This window comes from Streptomyces sp. NBC_00440, from assembly GCF_036014215.1.
Lineage (GTDB): Bacteria > Actinomycetota > Actinomycetes > Streptomycetales > Streptomycetaceae > Streptomyces.
Map to the genome: position 1 here is coordinate 1171664 of NZ_CP107921.1, position 25271 is coordinate 1196934.

The window sequence follows — 25271 nt, forward strand, 5'->3', positions numbered from 1 at the left end:
ATGCCGCGCCCGGTGCCGGAAGTACCGGAAGTCCCCGACGAATCGGCAGTCCCCGAAGTACCCGAATCCGCGCAGGCCTCACAGACCACGCAGCCCACGCAGCCCCCTGAGGTCGCGGCGCTGCTGGCACGCTCCAACCGGCTCGGCTCCGATCCGCGCAACACCAACTACGCGGGCGGCAACACATCGGCCAAGGGCGCAGGCATCGACCCGGTGACCGGCCGGGACACCGAGCTGCTCTGGGTGAAGGGCTCGGGCGGCGACCTGGGCACGCTCACCCCGTCGGGGCTCGCCGTTGTGCGGCTGGACCGGCTGCGCGCGCTCGCCGATGTCTACCCCGGCGTCGACCGCGAGGACGAGATGGTCGCCGCCTTCGACCACTGCCTCCACGGCAGAGGCGGCGCGGCGCCCTCCATCGACACCGCGATGCACGGCCTGGTCGATGCCCCGCATGTCGACCATCTGCACCCCGACTCGGGGATCGCGCTGGCCTGCGCCGCCGACGGGGAGAAGCTCACGGCCGACTGCTTCGGGGACCGGGTGGTGTGGGTGCCGTGGCGGCGGCCGGGGTTCCAGCTGGGGCTCGACATCGCAGCGGTCAAGGCCGCCAACCCGCGGGCCGTCGGCTGTGTGCTCGGCGGCCATGGGATCACCGCCTGGGGCGCGACGGCCGAGGAGTGCGAGGAGCGTTCGCTCTTCATCATCCGCACCGCCGAGGAGTATCTGGCCCGGCGCGGCAGGCCCGAGCCGTTCGGCCCCGTACGGGAGGGGTACACGCCGCTGCCGCGGGCCGAGCGGCGGGCCAGGGCCGCCGCCCTGGCGCCGGTGATACGCGCTCTCGCCTCCGCCGACCGGCCGCAGGTCGGGCACTTCAGCGACGCGGACACGGTGCTCGACTTCCTGTCCCGTACCGCGCACCCCCGGCTCGCCGCCCTCGGCACCTCGTGCCCCGACCACTTCCTGCGGACCAAGGTGCGCCCGCTGATCCTGGACCTGCCGCCCGCCGCCCCGGTGGACGAGGTGATCGTCCGGCTGCGCGAGCTGCACGCCGCTTACCGTGAGGAGTACCGGGCGTACTACGAGCGGTACGCGACGCCCGCCTCGCCCGCGATGCGCGGCGCCGATCCGGCGATCGTGCTGGTGCCCGGGGTGGGGATGTTCTCCTTCGGCAAGGACAAGCAGACGGCGCGCGTGGCCGGGGAGTTCTACCTCAACGCGGTCCAGGTGATGCGCGGGGCCGAGGCCGTCTCCACGTACGCGCCCATCGGCGAGGCGGAGAAGTTCCGTATCGAGTACTGGGAGCTGGAGGAGGCCAAGCTCCGCCGGATGCCCGCGCCCAAACCCCTCGCCACCCGGGTCGCGCTGGTGACCGGCGCCGGTTCGGGCATCGGCCGGGCCATCGCGCGGCGGCTGGCCGCCGAGGGGGCCTGTGTGGTCGTCGCCGACCGGGATGGAGCGGGCGCCGCCCGGGTCGCCGACGAGCTGGGCGGCCCCGACCACGCCGTCGCGGTGACCGTGGACGTCACATCGGAGGCGCAGATTACCGCGGCCTTCGACCGGGCCGCGCTGGCCTTCGGGGGCGTCGACCTGGTCGTCAACAACGCCGGGATCTCGCTGTCGAGGCCGCTGCTGGAGACCACGGCCGACGACTGGGACCGCCAGCACTCGATCATGGCGCGCGGCTCGTTCCTGGTGTCCCGCGAGGCGGCCCGGATGATGACCGCGCAGGGGCTCGGCGGCGACATCGTCTACGTCGTGTCCAAGAACGCGGTCTTCGCGGGCCCCCGCAACATCGCGTACTCCGCGACCAAGGCGGACCAGGCACACCAGGTGCGGCTGCTCGCCGCCGAGCTGGGCGAGCACTCGATCCGGGTCAACGGGGTCAACCCGGACGGTGTGGTGCGCGGTTCGGGGATCTTCGCGGGTGGCTGGGGCGCCGAACGGGCAGCGGTGTACGGGGTGGAGGAGGAGAAGCTCGGCGAGTTCTACGCCCGGCGGACCCTGCTCAAGCGCGAAGTGCTGCCGGAGCATGTCGCGAACGCGGTCTACGCGCTGACCGGCGGGGATCTGTCGCACACCACCGGGCTGCTGGTGCCGGTCGACGCGGGCGTGGCCGCCGCGTTCCTGCGGTGACCGTCTTCGCAGCGGCCGATCTGGGGGCGACCAGCGGCCGGGTGATGGCCGGCCGGGTGGAGACCGCGGGCGGCGCCGGCCGGCTGGACCTCACCGAGCTGCACCGGTTCCGCAATGTGCCGGTGCGGCTGCCGGGCGGGCTGCACTGGAATCTGCCGTCGCTGTACCAGGGCGTGCTGGACGGGCTGCGGGAGGCGGCCCGCCGGGGCGGTGTCGCCTCGGTGGGCATCGACAGCTGGGCGGTCGACTACGGGCTGCTCGACGCGGACGGGGCGCTGCTCGGGCTGCCCCGCCACTACCGCGATCCGCGCACCGCCGATGTGGCCGAACAGGTCAGACGGGAGGTGGGTGCCGGGGAGCTGTACCGGGTGTGCGGGCTCCAGCATCTGCCGTTCAACACGCTGTACCAGCTGGCCGCCGATCGGGGCGGCGCGCAGCCGGCGGTGGCGCGCCGGCTGCTGCTGATCCCCGATCTGCTGACGTACTGGCTGACCGGTTCGGTGGGCGCCGAGCTCACCAACGCCTCGACCACCGGGCTGCTGGAGGCCGGCACCGGGCTCTGGTCGCGGGAACTGACCGCCCGGCTCGGCATCGACCCGGCGCTGCTGCCGCCGCTGCGGGCGCCCGGGGACCCGGCCGGGGTGCTGCTGCCGTACGTGGCCGATGCGACCGGGCTGCGGCCGGGCACCGCTGTCACGACCGTGGCCTCGCACGACACGGCTTCCGCGGTGGCCGCGGTGCCGGCGGACGGGCCGGGGTTCGCGTACGTCTCGGCGGGCACCTGGTCACTGGCCGGTCTTGAACTGGCCGCCCCCGTCCTCACCGAGCAGGCGCGGGCTGCCAATTTCACCAATGAGCGCGGAGTGGAAGGCACCTGGCGTTTCCTGCGCAACATCATGGGGCTGTGGCTTCTGGAGGAGTCCCTGCGCACCTGGGAGAGGGCGGGGCAGCCGGCCGGGCTCGGCCCGCTGCTGGACGCGGCGGCCGGGGCGCGGCCCTTCGTCTCACTGATCGACCCGGACGACCCGGTCTTCGTCTCCCCCGGTGACATGCCGGCCAGGATCGCCGCGTTCTGCGTACGGACGGGCCAGCCGCGTCCGGCGGACCGGGGCGCTGTGGTGCGCTGCATCCTGGAGAGCCTGGCGCTGGCCCACCGCAGAGTGCTGCGCCGGGCCGCCGCTCTGGCCGACCGGGAGATCACCCGGATCCATCTGGTGGGCGGCGGGTCGCGCAACGCGCTGCTGTGCCAGTTGACGGCCGACGCGACGGGTATTCCGGTGATCGCCGGGCCCGCGGAGGCGGCGGCCCTCGGCAATGTGCTGGTGCAGGCACGGGCCCACGGGCTGGTCGGGGGGCTGTCCGAGATGCGGGGGCTGATCGCCGCCACGCAGCCGCTGCGCAGATACGAACCGGGGCCGGACCGCAACGGCTGGGCAGCCGCGGAGGCGCGGATCGGCGGGCATCCGGGCGGGGCGCCATAGACCGGGCTGGCGCGGGGACCACGTGGTGGAGCGGCGTGGACCGGGCAGGCGCCGTGGACCGGGCGGGCACCGTCAGCGGGACGACCGGACCCCGGTAGCCGGATGCCGTGGCTCCGCGGTCAGATGCCGTGCTTCTTGAGGATCTCCTCGATGTCGGTGAAGTCCTCGGTGGGTGCGGCGGTCCTGGGCTCCGCCGCCTTGGCCTGCGGCGCGGGCCGCGCGGCGGTCTGCGGCTGCGCTCCGGTACGGCCCGGCAGCGAAGGGGCCGAAGCCGCGGGGGCGACCGCGTCCGGCTCGGCCGCCCTGGCAGCCGCCTTGCGCTCCTTGCGCGTGCCGCCGGAGCGGCGCTCGACAGCCCGGGTGGTGATGAAGAGCAGCCAGGCGACCGCGAGCATCCCGAAGCCGAGCCAGACCGACGGCTTGAACGCGATGTCGGCCACCCAGCCGACGACTCCCGTCAGCACCAGCCCGACCGGGACCAGCGAGTACGCGAAAATGCGGGTCGCCGACAGGAATCGCTTGCGGTACGCCGTGATCGCGGCGATGCCCAGCCCTGCCGCGGACACCGCGGAACAGACGGTCTCGGCAATCATCCGGTCTCCTCCAGCCATGGGTTCGCTTCCCTCCATCCTGCACCGGAGTGGGGTGCGCAGGCCACGTCCCGGTCCGACTTCAGGGACATCTCCGGGGCGGATCCTCCTCAGGTCCCGGTTGGGCCGTACCGCGTACGGCTGGGAGACTGGCGCCATGAGTGACTCCTCCGCCTCCCGCCCCGTCGTCCTGGACGTCTGGTGCGAGCTCCAGTGCCCCGACTGCCACAGCGCCCTGGACGACGTACGCGCGCTGCGCGCCCACTACGGCGACCGTCTCGACGTGCGGCTGCGCCACTTCCCGCTGGAGAAGCACCGGCATGCCTATGCGGCGGCCCAGGCGGCGGAGGAGGCCTTCGAGCAGGGGCAGGGCTGGCCGTACACGGAGGCCGTGCTGGCCCGCACCGGGGAGCTGGCCTCCCGGGGCGAGCCGGTCCTGCTGGAGACCGCCGGTGAACTCGGCCTGGACACCGATGAGTTCGACACCGTGCTGATCGACGGCCGGCACATGCTGACCGTCGACGCCGACCAGGCCGAGGGCAAGGCGATCGGTGTCACCGGCACCCCGACCTATGTCATCGGCGGCGAACGGCTGGACGGCGGCAAGAGCCAGGAAGGCCTGCGCGAGCGGATCGAGGAGATCGCCGACCGGCTGCTCGCCGCCGGCGAAGCCTGAGGGATCTCCGGCCGGAGACCTGAGGCGTCACCGACCGGTCGGCCGCCGCCGCGGAAAGGCTCCGCCGTCCCGAAAGGTTCGGGCCTCCCGGGAGGCTCGGCCGTCCCGGAAGGCCCGACGGCTCAGAGGAGCCGCTTGGCGTAGAAGCGTTCGACCTCCCGGTAGCCGAGTGACGCGTAGAGCCGGACCGCCGGGGTGTTGGCCGCGAACACGTTCAGCTTGATCAGCCGCGCCCCGGCCGCCAGTGCCTCGCGTTCGGCGAGCAGCATCAGCGAACGGCCGTGGCCCCGCCCGCGGTGCTCACCGGCCACCTCGACGTCGAAGACGAAAGCGCCCCGCCGGCCGGGGTCCAGTTCGATCTCGGCGACCCAGACGTACCCGACCACCCGGCCGCCCTCGACCAGGACATCGAGGGCGACGCCGGGGGTCGCCGGCCCGTCGGGAAGGTTCTCCCGGTGGTCGGCCTCGGACTTGGCGCGGGCCCGGGCCTCCGGCATTCCCCGCTCGGTCCAGGACCGCGCGTAGCCGTCGACAGCCGCGGCCAGCCAGGCCGGGAACTCGTCCTCGCGCATCCGGCGGCCCGCCACCCCGGAGGGCAGTTCCGGCGGCTGCCCGGGCAGTTCCTTCAACAGGTGGCTGTTGAGCAGGGTGTAGCCGAGCGCGTCGGCCATCCGCAGCGCGGCAGTGACGTCGGCCGGTATGCCGATCCGCACCCGGTCGCACCCCCAGCCGCGCAGCACCTCCTCGGCGGCGAGCGCGGCCACGGTGCCCCGGCCGCGCCCCCGGTCGGGCTCGTCGATCCGCAGCCCGCCGATCACACCGCCGACGGGCCCGAACGCGGGGTCCGTGCGGAGGTCGACCGCGCCCACCGGGCGGCTGTTCACGCAGACCTCGTAGGAGCGTGCCTTGGCGCCGTCGGCGCCCTGCTGAAGCGGCCCGGTCGGCCGCAGGGTGGTGGTCATCAGGGGAGTTGTACCCGTCCTGCGGCCCCACGTCATCCGCGTTCACTGATGTACGGCCCGATGCGCGGCCCCCGGGCCCGGTGACGGCTCAGGGATCCAGCCGGTCCGCCGCGCGCTCGTCCCAGATCCGCATGGCCTTCGAGGTCACCGGGCCGGGCGCGTCGGCCAGTTGGCGTCCGTCGATCCGGTGGACGGCCTGCACATCGCGGAGCGTCGAGGTCAGGAAGATCTCCTCGGCCCGCTCCAGGACGTCCAGCGGCAGCTCGGTCTCCCGCGCTCCGGTCCACTCGACTGCCAGCGCCCGGGTGATACCGGCCAGGCAGCCGGAGGAGAGCGGCGGGGTGTGCAGTTCGCCGTCGACCACGACGAAGACGTTGGAGCCGGTGCCCTCGCACAGCGCGCCCGTGGTGTTGGCGAACAGCGCCTCGGTGGCGCCGTGTTCATGGGCCCGCGCGAGCGCGACGACGTTCTCCGCGTACGAGGTGGTCTTCAGCCCGGCCAGTGCGCTGCGTTCGTTCCGTGTCCAGGGGACGGTGACCGCGGCGGTGGTGTCGGGGCGGCGCTTCGTCGCGCCGAGTGCGACGACCAGGGTGGGGCCCGCGTCGCCGCGGTCGGAGCCGAGCGGGGAGAGCCCGCCGGTGTACGTGATCCGCAGCCTGCCCAGCTCCACCGGGTTGGCGTCGAGCACGGCCGTACAGGCGCGGCGCACCTCGTCCAGATCGGGATCGGGCAGGCCGAGTCCGCGGGCCGAGCGGGTCAGCCGGTCCAGGTGCCGGGTGAGCGCGAACGTGCGGCCCCCGGTCGCCTTGACCGTCTCGAAGATGCCGTCGCCCACGGTCAGCCCGTGGTCGAGCACCGAGACCAGGGCGGTGTCCGCGTCCCGCAGCCCGCCGTTGACCCAGATCTTCATGGAGTGGTCCTTCCGATCGTCTCGTTCGCCCCGGACGCTATCGCGAGCAGCCGGCCGGCCTTGAGTTCCGTCTCGTCCCACTCGCGCGCCGGGTCCGAGCCCCAGGTGATCCCGGCGCCGGTGCCGAAGCGCAGCACCGGCCCGGGGCCGTCGCCGCGGTCGATCCAGAACGTCCGGATGCCGACGGCCAGCTCAGCCGTGCCACGGTCTGCGTCGACCCAGCCGATGCCTCCGCAGTACGGCCCGCGCGGCGCGGTCTCCAGCGCCTCGATGATGCGCAGCGCACTCGACTTGGGTGCCCCGGTCACCGAGCCGGGCGGGAAGGTGCTTGCCAGCAGGCGGCTCCAGCCGGTCCCCTCGGCCAGTTCGCCGCGGACCGCGGAGACGAGATGGACGAGACCGGGATGCTGTTCGACCGCACAGAGCCGCGGCACTTCGACCGAGCCGGTGGCGCAGACCCGGCCGAGGTCGTTGCGTACGAGGTCCACGATCATCACGTTCTCCGCGTGGTCCTTCTCCAGGAGGTCGGCGGCGGTGCGCCCCGTCCCCTTGATCGGGCCCGACTCGACGGTCCGTCCCGAGCGGCGCAGATACAGCTCGGGGGAGGCCGTCGCGATCTCCACCCCGTGCGCGGGCAGCCGGATCGTCCCGGCGTACGGCGCCGGATTGCCCCGGGCGAGCAGGGCGGTCAGGGCGTCGATGTCGGGGGTCCCCCGGCCGGGCAGCGGCGCGGAGAGCACCCGGCAGAGATTGGCCTGGTACACCTCGCCCGCGGCGATCCGCGCACGGATGTGACGGACCCCCGCCGTGTACGCGTCGCGGTCGAGCGAGGACGTCCAGTCACCGGCAGCCGGCCCCTGCCACCGGCCGGGCACGGCCGCGGGCACCGGCTCCGTACGTACGTCCCCGAAGCGGGCGCAGACGAGCCCGCCCTCGAAATCCGCGGCCACCGCCCAGAAGCCGGTGGAGTCCAGGGCGGCGGGGTCGCTGGTGACATCGCGCAGGTCACAGGCGACGCGGCCGCCGAAGCGGGCAAGAGCGGGGAGGCGGTGCACACCGGCGAGTCTAGGACGGGCCGCCGGAAAGCCGCTCCGGCGCGAACGCACCGCAGCACGCTGCGGAAACGCGTTTTTGTGCTGGCCCGGGAATCCGCTAGAGTTCAACATGTCGCCGGGGCGCGCAAGCGCTGCGGGAATGACAAGCGGACGTAGCTCAGTTGGTAGAGCGCAACCTTGCCAAGGTTGAGGTCGCCAGTTCGAACCTGGTCGTCCGCTCGTAGGACCCGGGGGATCTTCCCGAACCCCCGTACTCCTGGTGGAGTGGCCGAGAGGCGAGGCAACGGCCTGCAAAGCCGTCTACACGGGTTCAAATCCCGTCTCCACCTCCAAGGACGATTAGCTCAGCGGGAGAGCGCTTCCCTGACACGGAAGAGGTCACTGGTTCAATCCCAGTATCGTCCACTGGATCCCTGCTTCGGCCGGGTTTCCGTCCCGCGCGATTAGCTCAGCGGGAGAGCGCTTCCCTGACACGGAAGAGGTCACTGGTTCAATCCCAGTATCGCGCACGCATTAATGCCAGAAGGTACCGAGATCACTCGCGGTACGAGCACCGTCGAAATACCCCGCGCGATTAGCTCAGCGGGAGAGCGCTTCCCTGACACGGAAGAGGTCACTGGTTCAATCCCAGTATCGCGCACCGGAACAGGAACCCCCCGGCCGTCTCCACGGCCGGGGGTTCTTCTGTTGTGCCGGCCCCTCCCCCGTGGTCAGGAGGAGAACAGCATGTGGCCGAAGCCCCTGTTGTGGTGGCCGTGATGGCTGTCGTGGTGACCGCCGTAGTGGCCGCCGTGCTGCTGCGGGGCGCCCCAGACCGGTGCCTGCGGCGGGGCCTGATAGGCCTGTGGCGGCGCCTGCTGGCCCCACTGGGATTCAAGACGGGTCAGCGATTCCAGCTCCCCGTAGTCGAGGAATATCCCCCGGCAGCCGCTGCACTGCTCGATCTGGACGCCATTGCGGTTGTACGTGTGCATCGGGGCATGGCACTTGGGACACTGCACCGGTTCGACTCCTCGCCGTTGGATCAGGACGGCTCAGCCTACGATGCCGCTCCGGGCGCCAACTCCGCCGGGACACCGGCGATTCGGGCGCACGAATCGAGCATCATCCGCTCGGCCTCGTCCAGCGGTCTGTTCGCTGCCGCCGACTTGGCCAGGGCGAGAGCGGCGGTCTGAACGGTCAGCGCCCGTGCGGGTACGTCCAGTTCGGGCCAGGGGTCGCCTTCCCGGCACACGGCGGGGCCGCCCGCCGCCCGGTACGCGGCGAGGAACCGCGCCCACGCGCCGGGCGCCAGCAGCCCGGCCGCGTACCAGGCCGCGGGGCGGGCCAGGTCCCAGGCGGGGTCGCCCCGGCCGAGGTCGTCCACGTCGATCAGCTGCCACGGGCCGCTGTCCGCAGGGTGCCGCACGAGCTGCCCGAGGTGCAGATCACCGTGGCAGAGGAAGGCGTCGCGAGGCGCGGGCGCCTCGTCCCGGGCCCAGCCGGGCAGTCCGCACCAGGCGTTCAGTACGGTCTCGGCCGCCGGTCCCGGACGCGCCTCCCGCATCCGGGCCAGGGCGCGGGCCGCCTTGGCCGGGCCCCGCATCGGGGGCAGCGGACCTGGCAGGGCGAGGGCGGCGGGCGGTACCGAGTGCAGCCGGGCGAGCAGGATGGCGGCGTCCTCCCAGGGCGCCGCGCCGGGGGCCCCGGGGTCGACGGGGGCGCCGCAGGGCCACACGGTGACAGCTCCGGCCGCGCTCCTCGCCGGGCCGGTGAGCGGCGGCAGCAGGATGCCGGCCAGGAGGGGGTGCGCGGCGACGGCCACCCGTACCGCGAGGGCGGCCGGATCCGTGTCCGTGGCGTGCGCCTTGGCCACGGCGGTGCCGTGCCGGACGACGGCGCCGTCGGGACGGTCGGTGAGGACGGTGGCCTCGCGGCCGCAGTCGGGGCACGGTGTGTACGGCGGGTGTCCGTCGCCGCGGGGGTGGGCGGCGCGTTCGGCGGCGGCGCCGAGCGTGCGTGTCCTGGCGGTTGGGGTCACGGTCTCCCCCGTCGGTGGGTCGGTGTGCGCGCCGGGGAGCCTACGCGGCGCTCCGGAACATGGCGGAACCGGCGAGGCCCCGGCGGGCACCAGGCAGCGGGAAAAGGCCCCGGACAGCGCGATGTCCGGCCAGCTCCCCAGCTGACCGGACAAACGCTGCCGTCCGCCGCACCCCCGTCCCCACGGGGTTGTTGGCCGGATGTCCCTGGCCCGGACCGCTCTCCCGGACCCGGGGCGCCGCTCAGCGCCCCAGCATCACGCCCACGGACGACGCCTGTGTGACCACTGCCTGCCAGCCTCCGAAGACGAACATCAGCAGTGCGGCGAGGGGAAGGACCATGGCGGTCGCCACCAGCGGGTGGCGGGTACCGGAGCTGCGGACGCCGAGCGTGGTGTACGCCCTGCGTCCCTGCGTGCGGAGCGTCGTCCGCGCTGCGGTGCCGGCCATGGTCCCGCTCCCTCTCCTGTCGGTTTCGGCAAGCGGCGAGTACCGACCTCGGGGGACGAGTGCTGCACCCGCCGCTTGACCTCAAATCTAGGGGTGGGAAATGCCCCGGTCGTCATGCCCGCGTACCGAATACCGGGCCTCCAGGAGGATGAGCCTCCGTACACCGGTCTACTCCCCTGGGTGGAGAACCCGGCAGTACACCTGCGGGTCTTCCCCGAGGGGGAGGCCGCCCCGACCCGTCCGGGAACGCGGCCGTCTGCTGTCCGGCCCCCGGCCGGGGAACCGGCGACGGTGCTCCGCCGAGCGGCGCCGGGTGCCCGCGCGGGTGACTTCACTCACGTCACGGACCCCTCAGCGGGCCGTTGCCGCCACCCCCGGGCCTCCCCCGGCGGGCACGGCGGCCCGGGTACGGACGGTGCGCGCTGTACCCGGGCCCCGTACCGGCCGACGGCCCGGAAGATCTCAATATCCTTCCTGTGGAGGAGCTTTGAGACGCGGTCCGCGCCAAGGCGGCCGGATACGCCCCGGGCTGACCGGGCTTCACCACCACCGGGCGGGCCGGCCAATCGATACGGGCGAGAGGGCGCGGCCTATGAGCACACCGGGCCGCGGGTACGTAAGCTGTGCCTCGTCAGACGGACCGGGCAGCGGGGATGGACATGACGATGATGCGGCTCCGGCGCGAGGATCCGCGTGTCGTCGGCTCGTTCAGGCTTCACCGGCGCTTGGGTGCGGGCGGCATGGGTGTCGTCTACCTCGGCTCCGACCGGCGGGGGCAGCGCGTGGCGCTCAAGGTGATCCGGCCGGATCTGGCCGAGGACCAGGAGTTCCGGTCACGGTTCGCCCGTGAGGTGTCGGCCGCGCGGCGGATCAGGGGCGGGTGCACGGCCCGGCTGGTCGCCGCCGACCTGGAGGCCGACCGGCCGTGGTTCGCGACGCAGTACGTCCCCGGCCCCTCCCTGCACGACAAGGTGGCCGATGAGGGCCCGCTGTCGGCGGCCGAGGTCGCGTCCATCGGGGCCGCGCTCTCGGAGGGTCTGGTGGCGGTCCACGAGGCGGGTGTCGTCCACCGCGACCTGAAGCCGTCGAACATCCTGCTCTCCCCGAAGGGCCCCCGGATCATCGACTTCGGTATCGCGTGGGCGACCGGAGCGAGCACCCTCACCCATGTCGGTACGGCCGTGGGGTCACCGGGCTTCCTCGCGCCCGAGCAGGTGCGCGGCGCCGCGGTCACCCCGGCGACCGACGTCTTCGCGCTGGGCGCCACACTCGCGTACGCCGCGACGGCCGACTCGCCTTTCGGGCACGGCAGTTCCGAGGTGATGCTCTACCGGGTGGTGCACGAGGAGCCGCATCTGTACGACGTGCACGACGCCCTGGCGCCACTGGTGCGGGCCTGTCTCGCGAAGGACCCCGAGGACCGCCCCTCGACGCTCCAACTGTCCATGCGGCTCAAGGAGATCGCCGCCAGGGAGGCTCAGGGACTCTCCGAGGGCCGCACCCCCGCGCAGCGCCGCGAGCAGGAGGCGGACCGGCCGACGGGGCGGATCGCCGCACCCCCGACCGAGCGGCACGTCCCGCCCCGCCGGGCCGAGGGCGCCCAGACACCCAGGCCGCAGACGCCCAGGCCACAGGCGCCGCGCCCGCCGGCGCCGCACAGTGGCGCCCGGCCGGGGCCGCAGCGCAACACCACGCGCTCGGGAGCCCGTACGAACGGCCGCCCGGGGGCCAGATCGGGCACCGGCCGTCCGACCTCGGCCGGCCGCAGGACCGGGCCGAGCCCGCGGATGATCCGGCAGCGCCTGATCGTCTTCGTCGTGGTGACGCTCATCGTCCTGCTCGGGATCGCGGCGGCGCAGCAGTTCTGAGCCGGGCGCGGTCTCCCGCGGCGGCGTAAGCGGCCGCTCGGTCGGCGATACGATCAGGGGCCGTCCACAGCGGACAGACACGGAACAAGGAAGAAGGCCGCGGCTTGGCACGCAAACGGACACAGGACCTGCCTGACCTGTCCCGGCTGCTGCTCCTCCCCCATGACCAGCGGATGGTGGCCATGGAGCGGTCGGTGCTCAGGCACCGTTCCAGCACGGAGGTGGCGGTCTCGCTGGCCGAACAGATCGCTGCCCGGCTGGCCTGTGCCATCACACTCGACCTCATCCACGCCGGCCAGCGCCTGCTTGAGCACGATCTCTGCGAGGTCCTCGGCGTCAGCCGGGCGCCGGTCCGTGAGGCGCTGCGCATTCTCGAACGGGACCGGCTCATCGAGTTCCAGGCACGGCGGGGCGCGCTCGTCACGGCGCCGACGCCGGAGGAGGTGCGCAACGTCTTCGACGTGCGCATCGCGTTGTACGTCATGCTCCTCCGGGAGGAGATGGCTCTGGAGCCGAAGCGGCTGCTCGCGGTTCTGGACGCGCACATGCCCGCGGTCGAGCGGCCGGTCACGGAGTCCGCCGACGACTACGCGACGGCGACGTTCCTGATGAACTCGGCGATCACGTCGGCGGCGAGCAACCGCACCCTCGCGGATCTGCTGCAGTCCCTCGCCATCCAGACGCTCCGGTATGTGCGTCTGGGACTGGCGTACCACCCGGAGAACATCCCGCGGTCCCTCGACAGCTGGCATGCCCTTCGCACCGCGGTGGCGGCGGGCGAGGTCGCCCCGGTGGTCCGGATCGCCGAGGAGCGCATCGAACGGGTCCGTGATGCGGCCCTGACCGCGCTCGGAGACTCCGGCGCGGAGGACTGAGGGCGTTCGGTCCATAAGGGGTTGACAGCGGTCACCTCTCCTCGTTCCTGTCGACATCAATCACACAGACGTGGGCCAGACCATCCTGCCGATGTGCCACTGCCTGAACGGCATGGGCACATCGGCAGCTTCGCGATCCATAGGCAATTGCAGTCGATCCGGATGAAGTTCGGTCTTGGACGTGATTATTCCGGATGAGTTCAATGGGATCAGCGGCTTCGCAACCCGATCTCCGCTTGCCGGCAGGTGGGCAGACCATGCGGCTCTGCCCCGAGCGCGTCGGCCCACCGCATCCGACGCCTCGCCCTCATGTCCCTCCGCCCGGATCGTGACCGCGCCGAGCTCCGTGCCCAGTTCAGGAAGGCCCCGATGACCAAGCCCCTGGAAGGTGTCCGAGTCATCGACTTCGGCCAGTTCATCGCGGCGCCCGCCGCCGCTCAGCTTCTCGGTGACATGGGAGCCGATGTCATCAAGGTCGAGCCGGTCAACGGCGAATCGGCCCGGGTGATCGGTGTTCCCGGCCGGGCCATGCTCAACGCCTACAGCCGGAACAAGAGAGGTGTCGCGCTGGATCTGAAGGATCCTCGCGGCCGGCGGGTCGCACGGCAGCTGATCGCCGGCGCCGACATCGTCGTCCAGAACCTTCGCCCCGGTGTGATGGAGTCCTTCGGACTGGGGGCGCGGACCGTTCGCGCCGAGCAGCCGGAGATCGTATACGCCACTGTCAGCGGTTTCGGGCTGCACGGCCCGTCGAGACTGCGAGCGGGTCTGGACATAGCGGCACAGGCCGAGAGCGGCATCATGTGGGTGACCGGCGAGCCGGACCGGGAGCCCCAGAAGGTCGGCTTCCAGGTCGTCGACTCGACCACCGCGTACGTCTGTGCGCAGGCCGTCCTCGGCGCGTACATCAGGCGTCTCCGTACCGGTCAGGGAGATGAGGTCGAGGTCTCCCTGCTCGAAGTGGCCGTCCATCTGCAGGCTCCCAACTGGGGAACGTACCTGCTGACCGGCAAAGAGCCCATCCGCACGGGAAACAGCCAGCCGGCCCTCGCCCCTGCGGCCGACATCATGCCCACCGGTGACGGGGCTCTGGTCGTATCCGCCTACTCGGACGGCCACTTCGTACGTCTCTGCCGGATGCTGGGACGGCCGGAGCTGGCCACGGACGAGCGCTTCGCGACCAATGGCGCACGGGTGCGCAACCGCCCCACGTTGCTGGCCGAGCTGCGCCGCGAGTTCGCGACGATGACCACGGAGGAGGCCATGAGTCTCCTGGCGGGCAACGGCGTGGTGGCCGGCCGCATCAACACCTACGGCCAGACCATGGCGAGCCTCGATGTCGAGGCCTCCGGCATCTTCATCAACGTGGCCGACGCGGCCGGCCAGGAGTCGACAACGCTCGGCTCGCCGTGGCACCTCGGCAGCGTTCCGGAGCTGTCCGGCAACGGAGCTCCCGAGCTCGGCCAGCACACCACCGAGGTGCTCAGCGAGCTGGGCTACGACCTCACCGCCATCCGCGAGCTCGAAGCCGCGGGCGTCGTCCGCACCTTCACCGCCGGCCGGCCCGGAGCGCAGCCCGTCCCGCAGCCCTGACTCGTCCCGCTTCGAACTGACTCGCCCCACCTTCAAGTTGAGGAGTTCACATGGAACGAAACCTGTTCGCCCCGGAGCACGACGCATTCCGTGCCACCGTCCGCCGGTTCATGGCCAAGGAGGTGGCGCCTCACATGCCGGAGTGGGAGGCCGCGGGCATGGTCCCCCGCGAGTTGTTCAAGCGGACCGCCGAGATCGGTATCAACGGCCTGCAGGTGCCCGAGGCCTATGGCGGCGCGGGCATGGACAGCTTCCTCTTCAACGTCATCGTGTTCGAGGAAATCGGCTATGCCGCTGCCTCACTGGGCGGCTTGCAGGTGCATCTCAACACCGTCCTGCCGTACTTCCTGGAGTACGCCAACGACGAGCAGAAGTCCCGGTGGTTCCCCGGTTTCGCGGACGGAGACCTCGTCGCGTCCATCGCGATGACCGAACCAGGAACGGGATCGGACCTGGCCGGCATCTCGGCCAACGCCGTGCGCGACGGCGACGACTTCATCCTCAACGGGTCCAAGACGTTCATCACCGGCGGGATCAACGCCGACCTCGTCATCGTCGTCGCGAGGACCTCCCGTGACGTGGAGAGCCGGCGTGAGGGGCTCTCACTGCTGGTGGTCGCGGCCGGCATGGACGGCTTCGTCCGGGGGCGCAACCTGGAGAAGCTCGGCCTCAAGTCATCGGACACCGCGGAGCTCGTCTTCGACAATGTCCGGGTGCCGACCCGCAACGTACTGGGCGCGGAGGGTGGCGCGTTCGCCATGCTGACCAGCAACCTGGCCCAGGAACGGCTCTCCATCTCGATCACCGCCCAGGCGACTGCGACCGCGGCGCTGAACCTGGCGATCGAGTATGTGCGGGAACGCAAAGTGTTCGGCCGCCGCGTGGCTGATTTCCAGAACACCAAGTTCGTACTGGCGGACTGCGCCACAGAGCTGGAGGCCTCCCAGGCACTGATCGACCGGGCCGTCGCCGGGCTCGACGCCGGCACGCTGACTCCGGCCGACGCGGCCAAGGTCAAGCTGTTCTCCACCGAGACGCAGGCCCGCGTCATCGACCGGTGCCTGCAACTTCACGGCGGTTACGGCTATATGCGGGAGTACCCGATCTCACGGCTGTACGCGGACGCCCGCGTCACACGGATCTTCGGCGGTACCAGCGAAGTGATGAAGAGCGTGATCTCCAAGTCGCTGGCTCTGTGAGTTCGCTCCGAAGCCCGGAGTGACGAGGTCCGGACCATAGGGTGCGCTCATGGATCTGCGTCAGTTGGAGTATTTCCTCGCGGTCGTCGACCACGGCGGGGTCAACAAGGCAGCGGTCGCACTGCGCGTGGCACAGCCTTCTCTGTCACAGGCCGTGCGCAAGCTCGAAAAGGGCCTCGGAACCGAGCTGTTCCACCGGGTCGGCAGGAGGGTGGTGCTGTCACCGGCCGGCGAAGCACTTGTCGGGCCGGCCAGGATGATTCTGCGTGAGGTCGACGCAGCGCACAACGCCGTCCGCGATGTCAGCGAAGTCCGTACCGGGCGTATCGATATTTCCTCACTCTCCGATCTGTCCACGGATCCGCTCTCGGTGTGGGTCGCCCGGTTCCGGAGCCTTCATCCGCACATCAAGTTCCGGATCGAGGAGCGCGACGACCCCGCGGAGGTCGCGGCACTCGTCAAGTCCGGCGCCTGTGAACTGGGGTTTCTCCCGGTGCCCGTGTCCAGTACCGATCTGGAGGCGGAGCGGCTGGTGGACCAGCGGCTGGTACTCGTCAGTCCTCCGGGTACCGAGGAACGATGGCCGGACCCCGTACCGATCGGCTCGCTGTCCGGTACTCCCTTCGTGCTGGGCGAGCGTGGGACGGCGATGAGGGACCACATCGAGAAGACGCTGCGGTCGCACGGTGTCGAGCCCCGCATCGTCGTGGAGGTCCGGCAGCGTGGTGCCGTACTGCCGATGGTCCTGGCCGGCGGTGCCGTCGCCATCGTCCCCCTGCGGGTGGCCCTGGACGCGCGGTACCGCGGCGGCGTGCTGAGGGAGCTGTCCCCGGGTCTTTCGATGGGAATCGGGGTGATCAGCCGGCGAGCCGAGCCCACCGGAGCCGCTTCCCGATTCCTGGCCTTTTCGAAGCAGTCGCTCAATGAATGGGTCCGGGCCATCGACCGGCACATGTCCGAAGGCGACTCGCTCATCGATGCCGCCGCACGAACGGCACAGAGCGTGGATCGCCGGGTACGCAGGGCCAACCTCGGCGCTTCCACCCTGGAGTGAGTGGTACCGGCCCCGACGGGACTGTCCCAAGGAGGTAAGTCACTCGTCCCGTGAGGCAAAGCACGGAATACGGCCGGGACGTAACGTCTGCGTATCGCCAGCGGGGAACGCTGACCGCACATCGAAGGGCAGGGATCCTGCTCGCGGTCACACCGCTCCTCCCGGGCTCCGCCGCTGTCCTTCCGAGTTCCGGCGGCGGACTCCCGAGCCTCGTCCGTACATCCTCATGTGCTCCAACCACTCCATCGCCTCCGGGCAGTCCCGGCGCTGCGAGTGGGCTCTCACACCATCACGGGACGGAGTTGAACGAGTGAACAGCACCAGCGATCCCACACCGGTCGTGGAACGGATGCGCGAGCAGGACAACTGGAACCCACTGTGGGACAAGTTGCATGAATGGGACCCGGCCTGGACCGAGCAGTTCATGGCAACGGCCATGCAGCCGTGGCTGAGCGGAGTTCTGGAACCCAAGGTCGTCGAGCTGCTGGCCATCGCCGTGGACGCGGCCGCTACGCACATGTACGCCCCGGGCGTTCGCCGGCACATCCGGATGGCTCTGCGGCTGGGCGCCACGCGTGAAGAGATCCTCGAAGTCCTCAAGCTGACAACGCTGGTCGGCATCCACGCCTGCAACCTCGGCGTACCGATCCTTGCCGAGGAGCTCGCGCAGCTCCCACAGCACGGCGACGGCGCCTGACCCGCGCACCGGCCGGCTTCACACCCTTCATTCCGTACGCATTCTGCAAGGAGGCCCACCGTGCAATTCCATGATGATTCCCTGCTGCCGGAGAACCAGGACATCTGGGACAACCGCTGCACGCAGCACTACGCGGTCTGACGTTTCCCGGACAGGAGAGGTGACACCGATGGCGCTTCAGACCGACGGCGCAACAGGTCCGCGGACCTTCCAGCACATACCGGCCGTGTCCCGCGGCTACGCATGGCTCGTATTCGTATTGAGTTTCGGGCTCCTGCTGTCCGACTACATGTCACGGCAGGTCCTCAACGCGGTCTTCCCGATGCTGAAGGCGGACTGGCTGCTGTCCGACGGCCAGTTGGGCTCCCTCAGCGGCATCGTGGCGCTGGTGGTCGGCGTACTGACCTTTCCCCTGTCGCTGGCCGCGGACCGCTGGGGCAGGGTCCGGTGTCTGGTCGCCGCCGCGCTGGTGTGGAGCCTGGCGACTTTCGCCTGCGCGCTCTCGGCGAGCTACGGCGAGATGTTCGCGGCCCGGTTCCTCGTCGGCGTCGGTGAGGCGGCCTACGGAAGCGTCGGCATCGCCGTCGTCATCAGCGTCTTTCCCGTCACCATGCGGGCCACGCTCTCCGGCGCGTTCATCGGGGGCGGGGCGTTCGGCTCGGTGCTCGGTGTGTCGGTCGGTGGTGTGGTGGCCCAGCACCTGGGCTGGCGCTGGGCGTTCAGCATCATGGGGATCTTCGGGCTGGTCCTCGCCATCGCCTACGGCCTGGTGGTGACGGAGAAGAGGCTGAATCCGCAGGCCGGCAGAGCCGCAGCGAGCGGCGGAGGTCAGCCGCTCACACCTGCTGCTCTGCGCTCCCTGCTGCCCCGCCTGTTCTCGTCGGTCTCGGTGAACTGCGCCTACGTCGGCAGCGGGTTGCAGATGTTCGTCGGGATGGCGCTGCTGGCCTGGATGCCGAGTTTCCTCAACCGCTACTACTCGATGTCCTCTTCCAGGGCCGGCCTGATCGCCGGAGTCTTCGCGCTGATCACCGGGATCGGAATGGTCGCCGCCGGAATGGTGGCGGACCGGGTCTGCCGGGGTGCGGCGGCACGGAAGTGGACCGTGGCGATCGCCTGCAGCCTCGGATCGCTGGTACTGCTGGCGAGCGGCTTCCTGCTGTCGGCAGGCCCACTGCAACTGGTGTTGATCGGCCTGGGAAGTCTGCTGTGCAATGCGACTGCGGGGCCGGCGGCAGCCATGGTGGCCGATCTGACCCCTGCGGCCATCTCGGCGACGGCCTTCGCCACGCTCACCCTGGCCAACAGTCTTCTCGGCCTGGCACCGGGCCCCACGCTGACGGGCATGCTCGCGGATCATGTGGGCCTGCTCGGCGCGCTGCGCGTCGTCCCGTTCATCGCTGTCGCGAGCTGTGCGGCCTTCGTGATCGGCAAGCGCCACTACGAACACGACCGGCTGCGTCTGGGATGAGCGGCGGCGCCTATACCCCGAACCGGCCTGCCGATGAGGTGTTTCAGGCGGCTCCCGGCCGGGTGGCGTAGAAGGCCACAGCCGAGGCTGCGGCCACATTGAGGGAGTCCACACCGGCGTCCATCGGGATGCGGACGTGCTCGTCGACAGCGGCGAGCGTCCTGGGAGTGAGGCCGATGCCCTCCGTGCCGAAGACAAGGGCGAGGTTCTCGTCCTTCCGCGCGGCGAGTTCGTCGAGGGTGATCGCTCGCTCGCTCAGGCAGAGTGCGGCGACCGTGAACCCCTCGGAGCGGAGGGCCTCGACGCCTTTGGGCCAGGACTCGAAACGGGTCCACGGCACCTGGAAGACGCCCCCCATCGAGACCTTCACCGACCTCCGGTAGAGAGGGTCGGCACAGCCCGGGGTGAGGAAGACCGCGTCGACGCCGAGGGCCGCGGCGTTCCTGAAGGCAGCGCCCAGGTTCGCGTGGTCGACGATGTCCTCGAACACGGCGACGCGCCGCGCCGCGGGTTGCCGCACCACGGTCCCGAGGGTCCTGCCGAGCAGTTCGCCGGAGGCCGGGAGCGGCTTGCGCTGCATGGAGGCCAGGGCGCCGCGGTGCACGTGGTAGCCGGTCACCTGTTCGGCGAGCTCGGGGCTGACGGCGTACACCGGGGCCGGGACCTCGTCGATGACGTCGCGCATGACGTCGACCCACTTGGCCGACAGGAGCATCGACCGCATCTCGTACCCGGCGAGCCTGGCCCGGCGGATGACCTTCTCACCCTCGGCGATGAAGAGGCCCTCGGCGGGTTCACGCCTGCGCCGGAGCTCGACATCGGTCAGGCCCGTGTAGTCGCGCAGACGCGGGTCGTCGGGGTCATCGACAGTGATGAGATCAGCCACAGGGTGATACTGCCTTGTCCTGGATGAGGTGCCAACGGCTGGGCACGGAAACGGTGAACACCGCCCGGCAATGGGGGCTAAGGGCGACCGTACGCCGGTCCGACCCGGACGACGGGGCCGATGACGATGACAGCGGGCGGGCGTACCCCCTCGGACCTGGCCCTCTCCCCCACCGTCGCGAGCGTGGCGTCGACCCGGCGCTGAGCGGCCGTGGTTCCTTCCTGGACGAGCGCCACAGGGGTGTCCGGACTCTTTCCGTGCGCGATCAGGGCCTCGGCGATGGCGCCGATCTTGTCGACGCCCATCAGCACGACGAGCGTGCCGCGCAGCGTGGCGAGGGCGGCCCAGTCGACCAGGGACCGTTCGTCGTCAGGGGCGACATGGCCGCTGACGACGGTGAACTCATGGGCGACACCGCGGTGGGTGACCGGGATCCCGGCGGCTCCCGGGACGCTGATGGAACTGGAGATGCCGGGCACCACCGTGCACGCGATGCCCGCAGCGGCGAGCGCCTCGGCCTCCTCCATGCCCCGGCCGAAGACGAACGGGTCGCCGCCCTTGAGCCGTACGACGGCCTTTCCGGCCCTGGCGTGTTCGATGAGCGCGTTGTTGATGGCTTCCTGCGCCATGAACCGGCCGTACGGGATCTTCGCGGCGTCGATGACCTCGACGTGCGGGGGCAGCTCGTCGAGCAGGTCACGCGGGCCCAGCCGGTCGGCGATGACGACGTCCGCCTCGGCGAGGAGGCGCCGTCCGCGCACCGTGATCAGGTCGGGGTCGCCGGGGCCGCCGCCGACCAGGGCGACGCCCGGGGCGCGGTCGCGGTCGCGGTTGCGCGGGGCGGCGAGGGTGCCGTCCCGCAGGCCCTCCACGATGGCGTCGCGCACGGCGGCCGACCGGCGCGGGTCGTGGCCGGTGAGGACGGCGACGGTGACGCCTTCGCTGCGGCCGGTGGCGGGCGTCCAGGCGGTGGCGGCCGCGGCATCGTCGCTGCGTACGCACCAGATCCGGTGGCGCTCGGCCTCGGCGGACGCCGTCTCGTTGGCCGCCGTGTCGCCGGTCGCGATCAGTACGTACCAGGCCCCGGCCAGGTCACCGTCCGCGTAGGCGCGCCGCTCCCAGGCGATCTCGCCCGCCGACACCATCGCCTCGACGGAAGGGGTGGCGGACGGCGAGATGAGCAGGATGTCGCCGCCGGCCGCGATGAGGGAGGGGAGGCGGCGCTGTGCGACCTGCCCGCCGCCGATGACGACGACGCGCCGGCCGGAGAGACGGAGTCCTACGGGGTAGGCGGGGTAATCGGAATGCTCGGCCATGGCGTGGCTGGCTCCTCGCGCGGGGACTGGGGCTGCGTACCGCTGCGACGACGAAGCGGCTGGTGGGAGCGGGGTCGGCTCCCCGGGACACTGTACGGTCCGGGGCCGCCTCGACGGGGGTGAGGGGCCGGGATCAACGACCCCGGCCCCTCACCCCCGTTCGCTGCGGCTACTTCTCGGTGACACCCGCGGAGTCGAAGGTGGCCACTTCGTGCATCGCCCTGGCCGCGCTCTGGACGACGGGCAGCGCGAGCAGCGCGCCGGTTCCCTCGCCGAGGCGGAGGTCGAGGTCGACCAGCGGGCGCAGGCCCAGCTTGTTGAGCGCGGCGACATGGCCGGGCTCCGCGCTGCGGTGGCCCGCGATGCAGGCGGCAAGTGCCTCGGGTGCGATGGCACGGGCGACCAGTGCGGCGGCTCCGGCGCTGACGCCGTCCAGGATCACCGGCGTACGCAGCGAGGCGCCGCCGAGCAGGAAGCCGGCCAGCGCGGCGTGTTCGAGCCCGCCGACCGCCGCGAGGACACCGATCGGGTCGGCCGGGTCGGGCCGGTGCAACTCCAGTCCGCGCCGGACGACATCGACCTTGCGGGCGTGCATCTCGTCGTTGATGCCGGTGCCGCGACCGGTGACCTCGCTGGGGTCCTGGCCGGTGTAGACACAGATCAGCGCGGCGGAGACCGTGGTGTTGGCGATGCCCATCTCACCGGTGAGCAGCACCTTGTTGCCCGCTGCCACCAGATCGCGGGCCGTCTCGATGCCGACCTCGATCGCGGAGAGCACTTCTTCGCGGGTGAGCGCGGGGCCCGTGGTGAAGTCGCCGGTCCCGGCGCGCACCTTGCGGGGCAGCAGGCCCGGTGTGGCCGGGAGTTCGCCGGCGACACCGACGTCCACGACGCAGACCTCGGCGCCGACCTGGTTGGCGAAGGCGTTGCAGACCGCGCCGCCACCGAGGAAGTTGGCCACCATCTGGCAGGTCACTTCCTGCGGCCATGCGGTGACGCCCTGGGCGTACACCCCGTGGTCCCCGGCGAAGATCGCGACGGCCGCTGGTTCCGGGATGGGCGGCGGGCACATCCGGGAGAGGCCGCTGAGCTGTGCGGAGATGATCTCCAGCATCCCCAGGGCTCCGGCGGGCTTGGTCATCCGCTTCTGGCGGTCCCACGCCTCACCGAGCGCCTTGGCGTCCAGCGGCCGGATGTTGGTGATGGTGTCCTGGAGCAGGTCGTGCGGGTCCTCGCCGGGCAGTGCGCGGCGGCCGTACGTCTCCTCGTGGACGACCCAGGAGAGCGGGCGGCGCTTGGACCAGCCCGCCTGCATCAGCTCGGGCTCCTCGGGGAACTCGTCGACGTACCCCACGCAGAGGTAGGCGACGACTTCGAGGTGTTCGGGCAGACCGAGTGCGCGGACCATCTCGCGCTCGTCGAAGAAGCTGACCCAGCCGACGCCGAGGCCTTCGGCGCGGGCGGCGAGCCAGAGGTTCTCGACGGCGAGGGCGGAGGAGTACGGCGCCATCTGCGGCTGGGTGTGCCGGCCGAGGGTGTGGCGGCCGCCCCGGGTCGGGTCGGCGGTGACGACGATATTGACCGGGGTGTCGAGGATCGCCTCGATCTTCAGTTCCTTGAACTGCTTGGCGCGGCCCTTGGGAAGGGACTTGGCGTACGCCTCGCGCTGGCGCTGGGCCAGTTCGTGCATGGAACGGCGGGTCTCGGCCGAGCGGATGACGACGAAGTCCCAGGGCTGGGAGTGGCCGACGCTCGGCGCGGTGTGCGCGGCTTCGAGCACCCGCAGCAGCACCTCGTGCGGGATGGGGTCGCTGCGGAAGCCGTTGCGGATGTCACGGCGCTCCCGCATGACCCGCAGGACGGCTTCGCGCTCGGCGTCGTCGTAGCCGGGGGCGGCGGCCGTGACGGGCTCGGCCTCGACCTCGGCCGACTGCTGCTGCTCGGCGGTATCGGCGGCTTCGGCGTCCTCGGTGGGCTGCTGATCGGCGTTCTCGGCGGGCTGCTGCTCGGGGCCGGGGGGCTCGGTTCCGGGCTGTTCCGTGGCGGGCTGCGCTTCGGCGGGCTGTTCCTGGACGGGAGCCGCTGCGGCTACGGGCCGCGCCTCGGCAGTCTGTTCCGCGACGGGCTGTTCCGCGACGGCCGCCGGCTCGGGCTGTGCGTCGGCGGGGAACGGCCGGGCTTCGGGAGCCGGTACGGGCTCGGCGGCCGGGACCGGTGTGGCCGGCTCGGCGGCTTCGGGGGCGGATACGGCTTCGGCGGCGGCTTCGGTTTCGACTGCCGCTGCCGCCGGGGGCTCGACGGCGGGTGCTGCGGCCTCCGCGGGTGCTGCCGCGGCCGGAGCGACCGCGGCGGCAGGGGCGGCGGCGGAGTGAGCGACCGGCTCGTCGGCGACGACATCGGCCGGTGCGTCGACCGGTGCTTGCGCCTCGGCCGGTCCGGCAGACGCCTGCGGTGCGGCCTGCCCTGCGGGGTCCGGCTGCGGCTCGGCTGCGGGCACCTGCTGCTCGGCGGCTCCGCTCCGGCGGGGGGCGGGCACCGGGGCCACGGCCGCGGTGCGGGGAAGCTGCTCCCCGGCCTCTATGGGTACGGATTCGGCGGCGGGCACGGGCGCCACGGCGCTCTCCGGCTCCACGACGCCCGTACCGGCTGCTGCCGCCTCCGCTTCCGCAGCGGCGGCGACCGGCTCCGGCTGGGCCTGCGGTACGGGCTCCGGGACAGGTGCGGCCACGGCTTCCGGAGCTGACTCCGCCACCGGTCCTGCGGCCTGTTCGGCCACCGGCTCCGCCACCGGTTCGGCCACCGGTTCGGCCACTGACGGGGATTCCGCCTCCGGAACCGGTACAGCGGACCCGGCCGGGACCGCTTCCGGCTGCGGTCCGGCCGGCTGTCCGGCGCCCGGTGCCGCTTCGGCGACCGGCTGCTCGGCCAGGGGGACCTCCGGTGCCGTCATGGCGGCGGCCGGTGTCGGGGCCAGATGCGGCGCGGACGGCAGCGAGCCCTCGACCGGGACGAAGCGGCCCATCGAATCCTGTGCGGCGGGCTCGGCCGGGGCCTCCGGCAGCACCGGCGCCGGAGCGGCCTGGACCTGCGAGGCGACCGGCTCGGGAACGACCGTTTCCGCTGGGCCGACTTGGTCCGCGGGGAAGTCATGGGACTGCGGCTCGGGCTGCGGCTCGGACCGGGGTGTCTGCGCGGGCGTTCCGGGCTGCACGGCGGCGGCCGGGTCCTGGGCAACCGGCTCGGGCTGCGGCGTCCACGGAACGGCCTGCGGCGGGATCTCCCCCAACTGCGGTCCGGGCAGGGCCTCGGCCTCATCACGCGGGAAGTCCAGATACTCGGGCCCGAGCGTCTGCGGACCGCCGTCGGAAACCGGAGCGGGCTGCGGCGGAGCCATGGTCGGGCCGCGGTCGGCCAGCGAGCGCACCACACCACCGGTGGCGTCGGGCACGGGCGGACCCATGTGCAGCGGCCTGCGCGGCGGCGGGGTCGGCTGGGCCCCGGCCTGGGCGCGCACGGCGCCCACGTCCACGGAGCCCGAGTCGCGTCCACCGGTCTCGTGCGCACCCGGTTCGGGCAGCTGAGCGGCGGCCTGCGGCTGGAACTGGGCCTGGAACTGCGGCTGCCCCTGCTGCGGCTCACTCCACGCGCCCTGCGCGCCGGGCATCAGCAGCAGATCGTCGTCCTCTGCGGGAGTCTCCGGGGAGTCGGGGAAGGTGTAGGCACCGGGGGCGGGGAGGCCCTGCTGCTCCACCATGCCTGCGTTCCCCGGCTGTCCATCGCCCGGGACCTGGCCGGTGTCGGTCATGCGTACCCCTTGCCCATCCATAGTGCTCCTTCAGCCCTTTACCGGGTCGCCCGTACTGAGACAACGAGCGGGCACGCCGTGCGGTACGAAAGGCCTGCGGACACTCAGTATTGTCACGGCCGTTCGACGCCGTGCAGGGATTCCTGCCACGGTCCGCTGTGGGCTGCGCCACGTCGCGCGTCCCCGGTGCCGCCGTACCACACCGGACCCAAAACGGTTCCTTTTTCCGGAC

Annotated in this window: 20 protein-coding genes and 5 tRNA genes; 15 read left to right on the forward strand and 10 right to left on the reverse strand. The window is 71.8% G+C overall.

Going from position 1 to position 25271, the window contains the following annotated elements; all coding sequences use genetic code 11:
• Positions 1–2133: a bifunctional aldolase/short-chain dehydrogenase gene (locus tag OHB13_RS05230; RefSeq protein WP_328375940.1), complete on the forward strand. Its 2133-nt coding sequence runs from the start codon at positions 1–3 to the stop codon at positions 2131–2133.
• A gap of 44 nt (positions 2134–2177) precedes the next feature.
• A complete protein-coding gene (locus OHB13_RS05235) occupies positions 2178–3614 on the forward strand; it encodes a rhamnulokinase (protein ID WP_328380218.1) in 1437 nt (478 codons plus the stop codon).
• 119 nt (positions 3615–3733) lie between these two features.
• On the opposite strand, the gene OHB13_RS05240 is transcribed toward OHB13_RS05235, so the two are convergent.
• The gene (locus OHB13_RS05240; RefSeq protein ID WP_328375941.1) at positions 3734–4207 is read right to left on the reverse strand and encodes a hypothetical protein; all 474 of its coding nucleotides are present in this window, start codon (positions 4205–4207) and stop codon (positions 3734–3736) included.
• A gap of 154 nt (positions 4208–4361) precedes the next feature.
• On the opposite strand from OHB13_RS05240, the gene OHB13_RS05245 reads away from it, so the two are divergent.
• Positions 4362–4880: a DsbA family protein gene (locus OHB13_RS05245; protein ID WP_266858881.1), complete on the forward strand. Its 519-nt coding sequence runs from the start codon at positions 4362–4364 to the stop codon at positions 4878–4880.
• A gap of 122 nt (positions 4881–5002) precedes the next feature.
• Here OHB13_RS05245 and OHB13_RS05250 read toward each other — a convergent pair whose 3' ends face one another.
• The 3 genes from OHB13_RS05250 to OHB13_RS05260 all read right to left on the reverse strand — a co-directional run bounded on the left by OHB13_RS05250 (position 5003) and on the right by OHB13_RS05260 (position 7807).
• Entirely contained in the window at positions 5003–5842 is an 840-nt protein-coding gene (locus tag OHB13_RS05250) for a GNAT family N-acetyltransferase (RefSeq protein WP_328375942.1), read from the reverse strand.
• A gap of 88 nt (positions 5843–5930) precedes the next feature.
• A complete protein-coding gene (locus tag OHB13_RS05255; protein WP_328375943.1) occupies positions 5931–6752 on the reverse strand; it encodes an aminotransferase class IV in 822 nt (273 codons plus the stop codon).
• A complete protein-coding gene (locus tag OHB13_RS05260; RefSeq protein WP_328375944.1) occupies positions 6749–7807 on the reverse strand; it encodes a chorismate-binding protein in 1059 nt (352 codons plus the stop codon). The genes OHB13_RS05255 and OHB13_RS05260 overlap by 4 nt, the downstream gene beginning before the upstream one ends.
• Positions 7808–7953: 146 nt before the next feature.
• Between OHB13_RS05260 and OHB13_RS05265 the strand changes: the two genes are divergently transcribed.
• From OHB13_RS05265 to OHB13_RS05285, 5 genes are all read left to right on the forward strand, one after another.
• Positions 7954–8026, forward strand: a tRNA-Gly gene (locus tag OHB13_RS05265).
• Positions 8027–8065: 39 nt separating this feature from the next.
• Positions 8066–8139 (forward strand) — tRNA-Cys (locus tag OHB13_RS05270).
• A gap of 1 nt (position 8140) precedes the next feature.
• Positions 8141–8212 (forward strand) — tRNA-Val (locus OHB13_RS05275).
• A gap of 32 nt (positions 8213–8244) precedes the next feature.
• Positions 8245–8316 (forward strand) — tRNA-Val (locus OHB13_RS05280).
• A gap of 59 nt (positions 8317–8375) precedes the next feature.
• Positions 8376–8447: transfer RNA gene (locus OHB13_RS05285), tRNA-Val, on the forward strand.
• 70 nt (positions 8448–8517) lie between these two features.
• Here OHB13_RS05285 and OHB13_RS05290 read toward each other — a convergent pair.
• The 3 genes from OHB13_RS05290 to OHB13_RS05300 form a co-directional block, all read right to left on the reverse strand.
• Positions 8518–8808: a TFIIB-type zinc ribbon-containing protein gene (locus OHB13_RS05290; protein WP_328375946.1), complete on the reverse strand. Its 291-nt coding sequence runs from the start codon at positions 8806–8808 to the stop codon at positions 8518–8520.
• 38 nt (positions 8809–8846) lie between these two features.
• Positions 8847–9827 carry a phosphotransferase family protein gene (locus tag OHB13_RS05295; RefSeq protein ID WP_328375948.1) on the reverse strand — a complete coding sequence of 327 codons (981 nt, stop codon included), beginning with the start codon at positions 9825–9827 and terminating at the stop codon, positions 8847–8849.
• Positions 9828–10068: 241 nt separating this feature from the next.
• Entirely contained in the window at positions 10069–10275 is a 207-nt protein-coding gene (locus OHB13_RS05300; protein WP_266858869.1) for a hypothetical protein, read from the reverse strand.
• Between the two features lie 659 nt (positions 10276–10934).
• On the opposite strand from OHB13_RS05300, the gene OHB13_RS05305 reads away from it, so the two are divergent.
• The 7 genes from OHB13_RS05305 (at position 10935) to OHB13_RS05335 (ending at position 19032) form a co-directional block, all read left to right on the forward strand.
• Positions 10935–12143, forward strand: a complete 1209-nt coding sequence (locus OHB13_RS05305; protein ID WP_266861221.1) for a serine/threonine-protein kinase — start codon at positions 10935–10937, stop codon at positions 12141–12143.
• A gap of 104 nt (positions 12144–12247) precedes the next feature.
• Complete coding sequence (locus OHB13_RS05310; RefSeq protein ID WP_328375951.1) at positions 12248–13018, forward strand: GntR family transcriptional regulator; 771 nt, start codon at positions 12248–12250, stop codon at positions 13016–13018.
• 369 nt (positions 13019–13387) lie between these two features.
• On the forward strand, positions 13388–14611 hold the full coding sequence (locus OHB13_RS05315) for a CaiB/BaiF CoA transferase family protein (RefSeq protein ID WP_328375952.1): 1224 nt from the start codon (positions 13388–13390) through the stop codon (positions 14609–14611).
• 50 nt (positions 14612–14661) lie between these two features.
• Positions 14662–15810: an acyl-CoA dehydrogenase family protein gene (locus OHB13_RS05320; RefSeq protein WP_328375954.1), complete on the forward strand. Its 1149-nt coding sequence runs from the start codon at positions 14662–14664 to the stop codon at positions 15808–15810.
• 49 nt (positions 15811–15859) lie between these two features.
• Entirely contained in the window at positions 15860–16864 is a 1005-nt protein-coding gene (locus OHB13_RS05325; protein WP_328375956.1) for a LysR family transcriptional regulator, read from the forward strand.
• 310 nt (positions 16865–17174) lie between these two features.
• Positions 17175–17561, forward strand: a complete 387-nt coding sequence (locus OHB13_RS05330) for a carboxymuconolactone decarboxylase family protein (RefSeq protein ID WP_266858861.1) — start codon at positions 17175–17177, stop codon at positions 17559–17561.
• A gap of 169 nt (positions 17562–17730) precedes the next feature.
• Positions 17731–19032 carry an MFS transporter gene (locus OHB13_RS05335; RefSeq protein WP_328375958.1) on the forward strand — a complete coding sequence of 434 codons (1302 nt, stop codon included), beginning with the start codon at positions 17731–17733 and terminating at the stop codon, positions 19030–19032.
• Between the two features lie 43 nt (positions 19033–19075).
• Here the strand turns inward: OHB13_RS05335 and OHB13_RS05340 are convergent, their stop codons facing one another.
• The 3 genes from OHB13_RS05340 to cobT form a co-directional block, all read right to left on the reverse strand.
• On the reverse strand, positions 19076–19918 hold the full coding sequence (locus tag OHB13_RS05340) for a TrmH family RNA methyltransferase (RefSeq protein WP_266858857.1): 843 nt from the start codon (positions 19916–19918) through the stop codon (positions 19076–19078).
• Between the two features lie 77 nt (positions 19919–19995).
• Positions 19996–21234, reverse strand: coding sequence for a uroporphyrinogen-III C-methyltransferase (gene cobA, locus OHB13_RS05345; RefSeq protein ID WP_266858855.1), 1239 nt, complete (start codon positions 21232–21234; stop codon positions 19996–19998).
• Between the two features lie 169 nt (positions 21235–21403).
• Positions 21404–25039, reverse strand: a complete 3636-nt coding sequence (gene cobT, locus OHB13_RS05350; protein ID WP_328375961.1) for a nicotinate-nucleotide--dimethylbenzimidazole phosphoribosyltransferase — start codon at positions 25037–25039, stop codon at positions 21404–21406.
• Positions 25040–25271 lie beyond the last annotated feature (232 nt).

Coding starts and splice junctions, on each gene's coding strand:
- OHB13_RS05245 (WP_266858881.1), top strand. CDS start 4,362: ATGAGTGACTCCTCCGCCTCCCGCCCCGTCGTCCTGGACGTCTGGTGC.
- OHB13_RS05240 (WP_328375941.1), bottom strand. CDS start 4,207: ATGATTGCCGAGACCGTCTGTTCCGCGGTGTCCGCGGCAGGGCTGGGC.
- OHB13_RS05320 (WP_328375954.1), top strand. CDS start 14,662: ATGGAACGAAACCTGTTCGCCCCGGAGCACGACGCATTCCGTGCCACC.
- cobA (WP_266858855.1), bottom strand. CDS start 21,234: ATGGCCGAGCATTCCGATTACCCCGCCTACCCCGTAGGACTCCGTCTC.
- OHB13_RS05305 (WP_266861221.1), top strand. CDS start 10,935: ATGACGATGATGCGGCTCCGGCGCGAGGATCCGCGTGTCGTCGGCTCG.
- OHB13_RS05325 (WP_328375956.1), top strand. CDS start 15,860: ATGGATCTGCGTCAGTTGGAGTATTTCCTCGCGGTCGTCGACCACGGC.
- OHB13_RS05235 (WP_328380218.1), top strand. CDS start 2,178: ATGGCCGGCCGGGTGGAGACCGCGGGCGGCGCCGGCCGGCTGGACCTC.
- OHB13_RS05250 (WP_328375942.1), bottom strand. CDS start 5,842: ATGACCACCACCCTGCGGCCGACCGGGCCGCTTCAGCAGGGCGCCGAC.
- OHB13_RS05300 (WP_266858869.1), bottom strand. CDS start 10,275: ATGGCCGGCACCGCAGCGCGGACGACGCTCCGCACGCAGGGACGCAGG.
- OHB13_RS05335 (WP_328375958.1), top strand. CDS start 17,731: ATGGCGCTTCAGACCGACGGCGCAACAGGTCCGCGGACCTTCCAGCAC.
- cobT (WP_328375961.1), bottom strand. CDS start 25,039: ATGACCGACACCGGCCAGGTCCCGGGCGATGGACAGCCGGGGAACGCA.
- OHB13_RS05255 (WP_328375943.1), bottom strand. CDS start 6,752: ATGAAGATCTGGGTCAACGGCGGGCTGCGGGACGCGGACACCGCCCTG.
- OHB13_RS05230 (WP_328375940.1), top strand. CDS start 1: ATGCCGCGCCCGGTGCCGGAAGTACCGGAAGTCCCCGACGAATCGGCA.
- OHB13_RS05315 (WP_328375952.1), top strand. CDS start 13,388: ATGACCAAGCCCCTGGAAGGTGTCCGAGTCATCGACTTCGGCCAGTTC.